Below are 8,917 nucleotides of genomic sequence, written 5' to 3'. Positions count from 1 at the left end.
AGTTCTTTTGTGGTAAGTTTTGCTATGGATGATAAGCAATTGATATTGCAAGTGAAACATGCTGCTGATGCTACTTTAAAGCGAATTGGTATACGTTTGTTGGTGCTAGACTTAAATTTAGAAACCAATGAAGGGGCTTTGCATTTGGGTCAATGGCATTTTGAGAGGCCAAAGACTTTAGCTTTGTGTTATGATATGCCGGAAGTACCTAAACCAATTGGCAGTTTATTTTATTTGCTAGAGGTACAAGCTATTAAAGAAACAACTAGTTCTTTTATTTTTGAAGAAGATGTAAATAAAGGAATTGTTTTTTTAGATTTGGTTGTTTAGCATTCTATACTTTTAAACCTTTTGTTTACTACTACTTTAGATATGGTTTTAACGCAATATTTTTTTTATGAAAACATTCATAAAAATATCTAATTCATTTGATAATTTATAAAAACTTATTTTTTTTAAAGTTAATTTATTGAAAATAAGTTTTTTAACATTTGTTTAGGTTTATGTTTTAATAGTTGTAACTTTATAAAATAAACAGCTTTTCTTAGACTAACTATATTTTTTGACAGATTCTTTTAGATTCAGGTGAAACATTATAAATCTGATATTTAACTGTAATTCCTCCATTTTGGTATGTAGTCGTTTTTAATCTTTAAAAACACATCAATCTTATTTAAAATTGCTTTTTAACTTCATTACTATTTGTTTTTTATAGCAAGCTTTACTTATGATTATATAAAATTTAGGATTAATTCTGTAACATATTTTAGCATTAAATAGGTAACTTTATACCAGTAGTTTAGCCCTTACTATTACTAGTAGTTTAGCCCTTACTATCTTTTTTTAAAGCAAAAAATTAGTCGTCAAATACTTGAAGTACAGATGTGTTTGGGCACACTAGAAACTTATTAAATCAAATAATCATAAAACAGTAACAAAATGAAAAATAAAGCAGCCTTAGAACAAAGCATCCTTAAACTTACCACAACCATTCAACAAGAATATCCAGAATTAATACAATTCATTACTGAAATGCCACAGAACAATTCGGAAGATGAACAAGTAACCCTAAAAAGTCTTGAAGATTATCGCAATTCTTTAAAAGATATTTTAGTTAAGTATAGCACTACTCATAGCGAAGAATCTAATACAGATACTGCTAAAGCAAAAGCAAAAGAGTATGCTGATTTACAGCGTTATCCACCTTCAGAAGATATTTATGCTCAATTTAAAGAAGAGAAGGATTTGAATCCAGAAGATATTTCTAAAAAGAAAACAGCAAACGAAAAAGAAAGCGGTTGGAATGAAAAAGATTTTGGAGATTTAAAAACAGGTGTTGATTTAGATGTGCCTGGAGCTGAATTGGATGATCAACAAGAAAATGTGGGTAGCGAAGATGAAGAAAACAACTATTACAGTATCGGAGGAGATAATCACAACGATTTAGATGAAGATAAAGGTTAAAAAACATCATATATAACAACTATAAAACAATAAACATATTATGAAAATTCTATTTAATACAGACAAAACAATATCCGGAGATGAAAATCAAGAAGACTATTTTACTTCTTTAATAGCCGAAAAATTAGAACGATTTCAATCCCAATTAACCCGAATAGAAGTCCATTTAAAGGATGAAAACGGAAAAAAAGAAGGACTAAATGATATTCATTGTGTTCTTGAAGCCAGAATTGAAGGAAGAGAGCCAATGGCTGTTAGTTGTGAAGCTGATACTGCTAAAAATGCTGTTTCGGGTGCTATAGATAAACTAAAAACAGCTTTAGACACCGTTCTTGGGCGATTGAAAAATCATTAAAAAACCTTTATTTGGAACACCTTTTATAAGTTTCTAAAAAGGTTTGGTTTTCGATTCACACAGTAATAATTTAAAAAAATAATATTATGATGCACTATAACAACGATTATCACTATTGGGGAATGCACTTTGTGTGGTGGGCTATCTGGATAATTTTCCTTATTTGGATTTTTGCAACACCTTATAAAATTCCTGGCAAAAGAGCTCAAAAAGAGACTCCACTTGATGTTTTAAAAAAACGTTTTGCAGTTGGAGAAATCAGCAAAGAAGAATATCAAGAAAAGAAAGACCTTCTTAAAAAATGATAGTAAGGCTTTATTAATTTACATTACGAACAAATTCTTTTCAGCAATTTTTAAGGAAAGAAAACATTCCTTAGATAAAAGAAATAGAAAGAATAGGGTTTCCGCTGATCCTATGATTAGAATGGTTTTACTATTATTTTGAATACTTTTTTTAATCACTAAAAACAAATTAAAATTATGGAATCACACTATTATAATGTTGATGTCAACTGGGAAAACACTCGAAAAGGTATTCTTTGTTCTCCTGAATTAAATAAGAAGAATGGTATTTGTATTGAAGTAGCTACACCACCTGAATTTTCTAAGGGAATTGAAGGCATTTGGACCCCAGAGCATTTATTTGTTGCGGCTGTTAGTAGTTGTTTAATGACAACTTTTTTAGCCATTGCTGACCATTCGACACTAGAGTTTGTTAGTTTTAAATGTGAAGCTAAAGGAAAGCTAGAAGAAATTGATGGCAAGCTAGTCATGAGCGAAATACACCTAAAACCAACAGTTGTAATTCATGAAGAGCTTCATAAAAACAAAGCTATTCGCATTGTAAAAAAAGCGGAAGATGCTTGTTTAATTTCGCGTTCTATTACCGCGAAAGTAATTACAGAAATAGTAGTTTTAGTAGAACCCCTTTTATTAGATAACAAATAACAAAAGTACAAGCTAGAAAAAGATATCTAATGAAATCACAAAACAACTTAGGCATTTGGATGAATCATTAAAAAACACTCACCTAATTGATTTGTATCTTAAAGAAAAAGCTAAACCAATTAGGTTAAACTACTATTTAGTTAAAAAATGAACAATCATAGAAAAAAGGGTTTAACCTGATTTTTGTGGTTGTTTTTTACTTTGTACCCTAACCTAAAAAACACAAGCCAAAGAATTTTCTATTTGATTGTATTTTTTTATGTAACACTTTTAAAAAGTATTCAAAAAGAGTTACATTTTTTTTAAAAGTGTCACATTTTTGTGGCAAAAAAGATTTAAAAAAATAAATTGTCACAAAACTGTGGCAAAAAAACTGTAGAAAAATAATTGCGACAAAAAAACTATTTTTAAAACAATCCTAAAAACAGGTATTTATACCTGTTTTTAGGATTGTTTTTTTTATTTACTTTACAGTCAAGTTTAGGTTTAGGTACGACAACCTTGATGATGAATAGAAATTACTAGGATGAAAAGTGGTCTTACTGCAGAGGAATTGCTTGAGGTTTTGCCCAAACAAAATATGTTAGATATGGTAAATGCTTTTACTAAAAAAATGCACTCGTTGTTGGTTTATGACAAGATGCATGAAAAAGGAGCCCGAACGGTTGCCACAGCTTTAGCTACAAAAGAAGGCAAAAAGGCATTGTTGGGATATGATTTTAACCCAGACAGTTCTTTTGCGTTTAATTATGCTATTGATGAGGAGCAATTGATTGTACAAGTAAAAAAAACTACTGCTTGTAACTTGCAATGGATTGGTCTGCGTATGCTGGTGCTAGATGTTAATTTAGAGACTGGTGCTGGAGATTTACATATTAATGATTGGAATTTTGAGAAGCACAATACTTTAGCTTTGTGTTGCGACATACCTGAAGTTAAGGAAACCATAGGAACTTTGTTCTATTTGCTAGAAGTGCAGGCTTTTACTTTAGAAGAAGCGGCTTATGTACCTGCTAAGGATGCTAAAGGATTGTTGCTTTTTGATATAGTGGCTGCATAAGTACATTATGTAACTATTTATAAGACATATATCTTAAGATTACAAAAAACAATTGCAAAAAAGGGTATTTTACCTGTTTTTTGGGGTTGTTTTTTTGGTTAGGTTCGGACTGTTAAAAACTTTCCTTGATGATTAAGGTAAACCTTAAGGCTTTTTACAATTACTTTTAGATATTTGTTGGAAATAAATTAGATGCAGATGTATTTGGAAGTTATTATTTATATATTTGGGATTGGAAATAAGTTACTAGTAAACATACGTGACTGCCTAAATATAGGTGGTTTTGTAAATTATTATCATACATATATACAAAGTTATGGGCAATGCTAAAAGACGACCACGCAATCAAAGAAAACTATGATTACAAAATTAAAAACCATTAATAATCTCGCAGTTTTCCAAAATTTTATTTGGGACACCAATATACGAGATGAAGGTAATAATGTAGTTTTATTTAAACCAATTAATATTTTTTATGGCCGTAATTATTCAGGAAAAACAACTCTTTCCAGAGTAATTAGAGCTTTAGAAACTGGCTATATTTCAGACAAATATGAAAATCCACAGTTTGAAGTTTGTATCAAAGACATTGCTGACGTCACACAAAATAATTTAACCGCACACGGTAAAAAAATCAGAGTGTTTAATGAAGATTTTGTCAAGGACAATCTACGGTTCATTGCAAATTCAGAAGAAACAATTACACCTTTTGCGATAATTGGCGGAAACACAACAATTGAAGCTGAAATACAATCATTAACAAATGATTTAGGAAGTAATGAGGTAGACAGTGAAAGTGGATTTTATCTTGAGTTAAAAAATGCAACTTCGACAGCTAATACTGCATTACAAACATTTCAAACAGAAAACAATCAATTAGACCAACAATTAACAGCTAAAGCATTAGACAGAACAACAGGTATAAAATACAAGTCTGACAGATTTGGCGACCAAAACTACACTAAAGCAAAGCTATTATCTGATATAGAAATTGTATTAAATGTTTCATTTCAACCACTAACGGATGAAGGTGTAACAGAAAAATCTAATTTACTTAATGAAAGGGCAAATCCTGATATTCCAGCGATTACAAAACCGACTATAGATATTGTTACTATTGATACAAAAGCAAAAGACCTTATTACAAAATCAATAAGTAGTTCTAATAAAATCGAACAACTTTTGAAGGACGCTATAATAAATCGTTGGGTTAAAGAAGGAAGACAAATACACAAAGACAAACTTGAACAATGTTCGTTTTGTGGTAATGAAATATCTGAAGAGCGTTGGCATGAACTCGACAGCCATTTCGATGAAGAGTCCACAAAATTAGAAACCGAAATAGATGAATTGATTACTGAAATTGAAACTTTAATTCTCAATGTTCGCAAGCAATTATCAATAAATAAAAACATTTTTTATTCCAAGTTCCACCCAAAATTAGATAGATTAATTTCGTTGAAACAAGAAATTATTGACAATTTAATAGTTGAATTAAACCGAATTATAACAAAGCTAAAAGAGCGAAAAGACGACCTTTTAAATTCAAAACCCTATGTTTCTATCGTTAACAATAGTAAACGATTTGATTGGTGTTGGATGATATTTGAAAGTTTTAGAACTATAGCAAATGATTACAGTAATTCATTAGATAGTGAACAATCAGAAGCAAAAAAATTATTAAGATTAAGAGAAGTAAGTGACTTTGTAGCAAATATACAATACACGACTATAACTACAAGAGTTAAAGCATTGAAAGACACTTTTGCTTCGGATAATCTATTTAAACAAGCTATAGAACAAAAAATCCAACAGCAAATAGTTCTAATTGAAGATAAAGAGCGCTTGATGAAAGATGAAGAAAAAGGTGCATTGAAAGTAAATGAATATTTAAACAACTTCTTTGGACACGACTTTCTAACATTACAAGCATTAGAAGAAGCCGATAAAAAAATCCGATTTGAAATTATTAGAAATGGAAAAAAAGCGCATCATTTAAGTGAAGGTGAATGTAGTTTGATAGCATTTTGTTATTTTATGGCTAAACTTGAAGATGTTGAAACAAAAAGTAGTAAGCCTATAATTTGGATTGACGACCCAATTTCAAGTTTAGACAGTAATCATATATTTTTCGTTTATAGCCTTATTAATGCTGAAATCATTGCTAAACAAGAGTTTGAGCAAATATTTATATCTACACATAATCTTGATTTTTTGAAATACTTAAAGCGATTACCTAACGCATTAAATAAAAATCAATCTGCATATTTTTTGATTTCAAGAGAGAAAGATAATAGTAGAATTCGTTTAATGCCAAGATATCTTAAGGATTATGTAACCGAATTCAATTTTCTATTTCATCAAATATATATGTGTTCAACGACTGATTCAGACGATGAAAACCAACATAACTTATTTTACAATTTTGGAAATAACACCCGAAAGTTTTTAGAAGCATTCCTTTACTACAAGTATCCAAACGCTACTGACCAAATTGAAAAACTAACCAAATTTTTTGGTGACAATCGCCAAGCTTCAACTATGACAGACCGAATTAATAATGAGTTTTCTCATTTAGAAGGTTTATTTGAACGAAGTATGACACCAATTGATGCTCCAGAAATGAAAAAAACAGCAAAATTTATATTAGAAAAAATAAAAGAAAAAGATAACGAACAATACGAAGCATTGCTTTTGAGTGTAGGTGTTGAAATAGATACAGAATAAGCACAGCCCATAACAGCCATTTGGCAAGATTGCGAATTTTGTGCTAAATTCACGTTTACGTTCCGCAAGATATTTTATCTTTAGTGGAAAATAAATGGTTACGAAGTTCACACCTTCTAAAAGAAGTAAAACTTTTACAAAACAAATAAAAACACCAACTAGAATTATTGAATATATACCCTATGAATGAAATTATTTGTCCTAATTGTAAAAAAGCCTTTAAAGTTGATGAGGCTGGCTTTGCTGATATCGTAAAACAAGTTCGTGATCATCAATTTGAGGAGGAACTTGCTAACCGTCTTGCTCTTGCTGAAAAGGATAAGGTAAGTGCTGTGGAGCTTGCTATTGAAAAAATTAAAAACTCATTGCAAGAAGAACTGTCCAAAAAGGATAAAGAACTTACGGAATTAAAAGCTAAAAGTGATACGGAACTGGCAGAGAAATTAGCTCGAAAAGAGACTGAAATTGCTGCTATGAAATCGCAACTTCAAACGGCAGAAATTCAGAAGAAGTTGGATGTTTCTGAAGCAGTTAAATTAATAGAAAAAGAACGTGACCTTCTTGTCAACGACTTGCGAATTAAAGCGACTGAAACGCAATTGCTTGAAAAGTCAATTATGGAACAGTTTACGAATAAACTTGTCATAAAGGATGAGACCATCAAAATGAAAGATGATGAAATTGCTCGTTTAAAAGACTATAAGCAGAAGCTTTCAACCAAGATGGTTGGAGAAACTTTGGAGCAGCATTGTGAGAATGAATTCAATAAGATTCGTGCAACGGCTTTTCAAAATGCTTATTTCGAAAAAGACAATGATTCAAAAGGAGGGACAAAGGGTGACTATATCTATAAAGAAACGGATGAGGCTGGCAATGAAATCATTTCGATTATGTTTGAAATGAAGAATGAAAATGATGAAACGGCTACCAAAAAAAGAAATGAGGATTTCTTTGCTAAACTTGATAAAGACCGTAAAGATAAAAATTGTGAATATGCTGTTTTGGTTTCGCTCTTGGAATCGGACAATGAGTTTTATAATACTGGAATAGTTGATGTTTCTTATAAGTATGACAAAATGTATGTTGTACGCCCTCAGTTTTTTATTCCCATTATTACACTTCTTAGGAATGCAGCAATGAATTCTTTAAAATACAAAGCTGAACTGAATTTGATGCGAAATCAAAATGTTGATATCACTAATTTTGAAGAGAAAATAGACGCATTTAGAAAAGGGGTTGCTTATAATTATGACTTGGCGAGTCGTAAATTTAAAACGGCTATTGACGAAATAGATAAGACTATTACTCATTTGCAAAAAACTAAGGCTGCTCTTTTGTCGTCTGAGGATAATTTGCGTTTAGCGAATAATAAAGCGGAGGATTTAACTATTAAAAAATTGACTTATGGTAATCCAACTATGAAGGCTAAGTTTGATGGGCTTGATAAAGGGATTGAATCATAAATAAAAGACACTAAAATAAACACATAAAAATGAAAACTAAAATTATATCCTTATCACTGGTACTATCAGTATTATGTTCATATTCACAAGTAAAAGTAAATAGTAATAATATTTGGACTGCAAAAGAATTTAGTAAAGACATATCGCTTTTTAAATCAAAAGAATTTTTATTTAAAAATGTTTTAGGCTCTTCTGAAAAAGTTGTTCAATTTGAAGTTATTCCACTAGCAGCATCAAGCTCTGGAGAACTAACAACTTTACTTTATAAATGTGAATCAAAACAAAAGGAAGGTTTAATTCTTGGTTTTTATGGAGACTATTGGAATGAAGCAGGTGTATTGTATCAAGGATATTCATTTAAAAATCTTGAAAAAGAAAAGGCAATTGAGTTTTTAAATAAAATAGAAACTTCAATAGATGAAAATAATAAATTTTTGAAAGACAATAGTGATAATAATAATATTTATTTCAAATATGATGATATGGAAGTTTTAATATGGAATAATGTAGGAAGTTATTCTATTAGAGTTTTCTGGGAAGGGTTTGATTCAACTTGGGAAAGAACAGCTTTTGAGCGTTCTAAAAGAAGATTTGAAAAGAAAATTAAATAAAAAGCAATAAAATTTATGTCTCTAATTAAATGTCCAGAATGTAATAAAGGAATAAGTAGTTCAGCTAAAGTTTGTCCTTCTTGTGGTTACAAAATATCAAAAGATGGTATTGGTTGTTTTACATATTTGTTAATTGGTCTTGGAATCATAATATTTATTTATATAATTGGCTCTAATTCTAGTAATGAAAATGTATTTGAAGATGAAAATACTTATACTCAAAGTTGGCGCTCACCAGAAGGTTTAGAATTAAGTGAAATAGGTAGAGTAATGGTAAAAAACAATAT

10 protein-coding genes are annotated in these 8,917 nt (G+C 30.1%); all 10 read left to right on the top strand.

What is annotated here, in order from left to right; all coding sequences use genetic code 11:
* A partial coding sequence (locus AACZ53_RS12210) for a hypothetical protein (RefSeq protein WP_339838869.1) occupies positions 1-330 on the top strand: 330 nt, incomplete at its 5' end.
* 609 nt (positions 331-939) lie between these two features.
* Positions 940-1,464, top strand: coding sequence for a hypothetical protein (locus AACZ53_RS12205; protein WP_339838867.1), 525 nt, complete (start codon positions 940-942; stop codon positions 1,462-1,464).
* 40 nt (positions 1,465-1,504) lie between these two features.
* Positions 1,505-1,819: an HPF/RaiA family ribosome-associated protein gene (locus tag AACZ53_RS12200; RefSeq protein ID WP_339838864.1), complete on the top strand. Its 315-nt coding sequence runs from the start codon at positions 1,505-1,507 to the stop codon at positions 1,817-1,819.
* An 86-nt stretch (positions 1,820-1,905) separates the two neighbouring features.
* Entirely contained in the window at positions 1,906-2,124 is a 219-nt protein-coding gene (locus tag AACZ53_RS12195; protein ID WP_339838861.1) for an SHOCT domain-containing protein, read from the top strand.
* Between the two features lie 177 nt (positions 2,125-2,301).
* On the top strand, positions 2,302-2,769 hold the full coding sequence (locus AACZ53_RS12190) for an OsmC family protein (RefSeq protein ID WP_339838858.1): 468 nt from the start codon (positions 2,302-2,304) through the stop codon (positions 2,767-2,769).
* 526 nt (positions 2,770-3,295) lie between these two features.
* A complete protein-coding gene (locus AACZ53_RS12185; RefSeq protein WP_339838856.1) occupies positions 3,296-3,829 on the top strand; it encodes a hypothetical protein in 534 nt (177 codons plus the stop codon).
* Positions 3,830-4,186: 357 nt separating this feature from the next.
* Positions 4,187-6,556, top strand: coding sequence for an AAA family ATPase (locus AACZ53_RS12180; protein WP_339838853.1), 2,370 nt, complete (start codon positions 4,187-4,189; stop codon positions 6,554-6,556).
* A 182-nt stretch (positions 6,557-6,738) separates the two neighbouring features.
* Positions 6,739-8,019, top strand: a complete 1,281-nt coding sequence (locus tag AACZ53_RS12175; RefSeq protein ID WP_339838850.1) for a DUF2130 domain-containing protein — start codon at positions 6,739-6,741, stop codon at positions 8,017-8,019.
* Positions 8,020-8,048: 29 nt separating this feature from the next.
* On the top strand, positions 8,049-8,630 hold the full coding sequence (locus AACZ53_RS12170) for a hypothetical protein (protein WP_339838847.1): 582 nt from the start codon (positions 8,049-8,051) through the stop codon (positions 8,628-8,630).
* Between the two features lie 15 nt (positions 8,631-8,645).
* Positions 8,646-8,917: zinc ribbon domain-containing protein (locus tag AACZ53_RS12165; RefSeq protein ID WP_339838845.1), on the top strand; the 272-nt coding region annotated here is incomplete at its 3' end.

The sequence above is a fragment of the uncultured Flavobacterium sp. genome (assembly GCF_963975005.1).
In the GTDB taxonomy this organism is placed as follows: Bacteria; Bacteroidota; Bacteroidia; order Flavobacteriales; family Flavobacteriaceae; genus Flavobacterium.
Note: the sequence above shows the minus strand (reverse complement) of the source record. Positions and strands in the feature narration are given on the sequence as shown.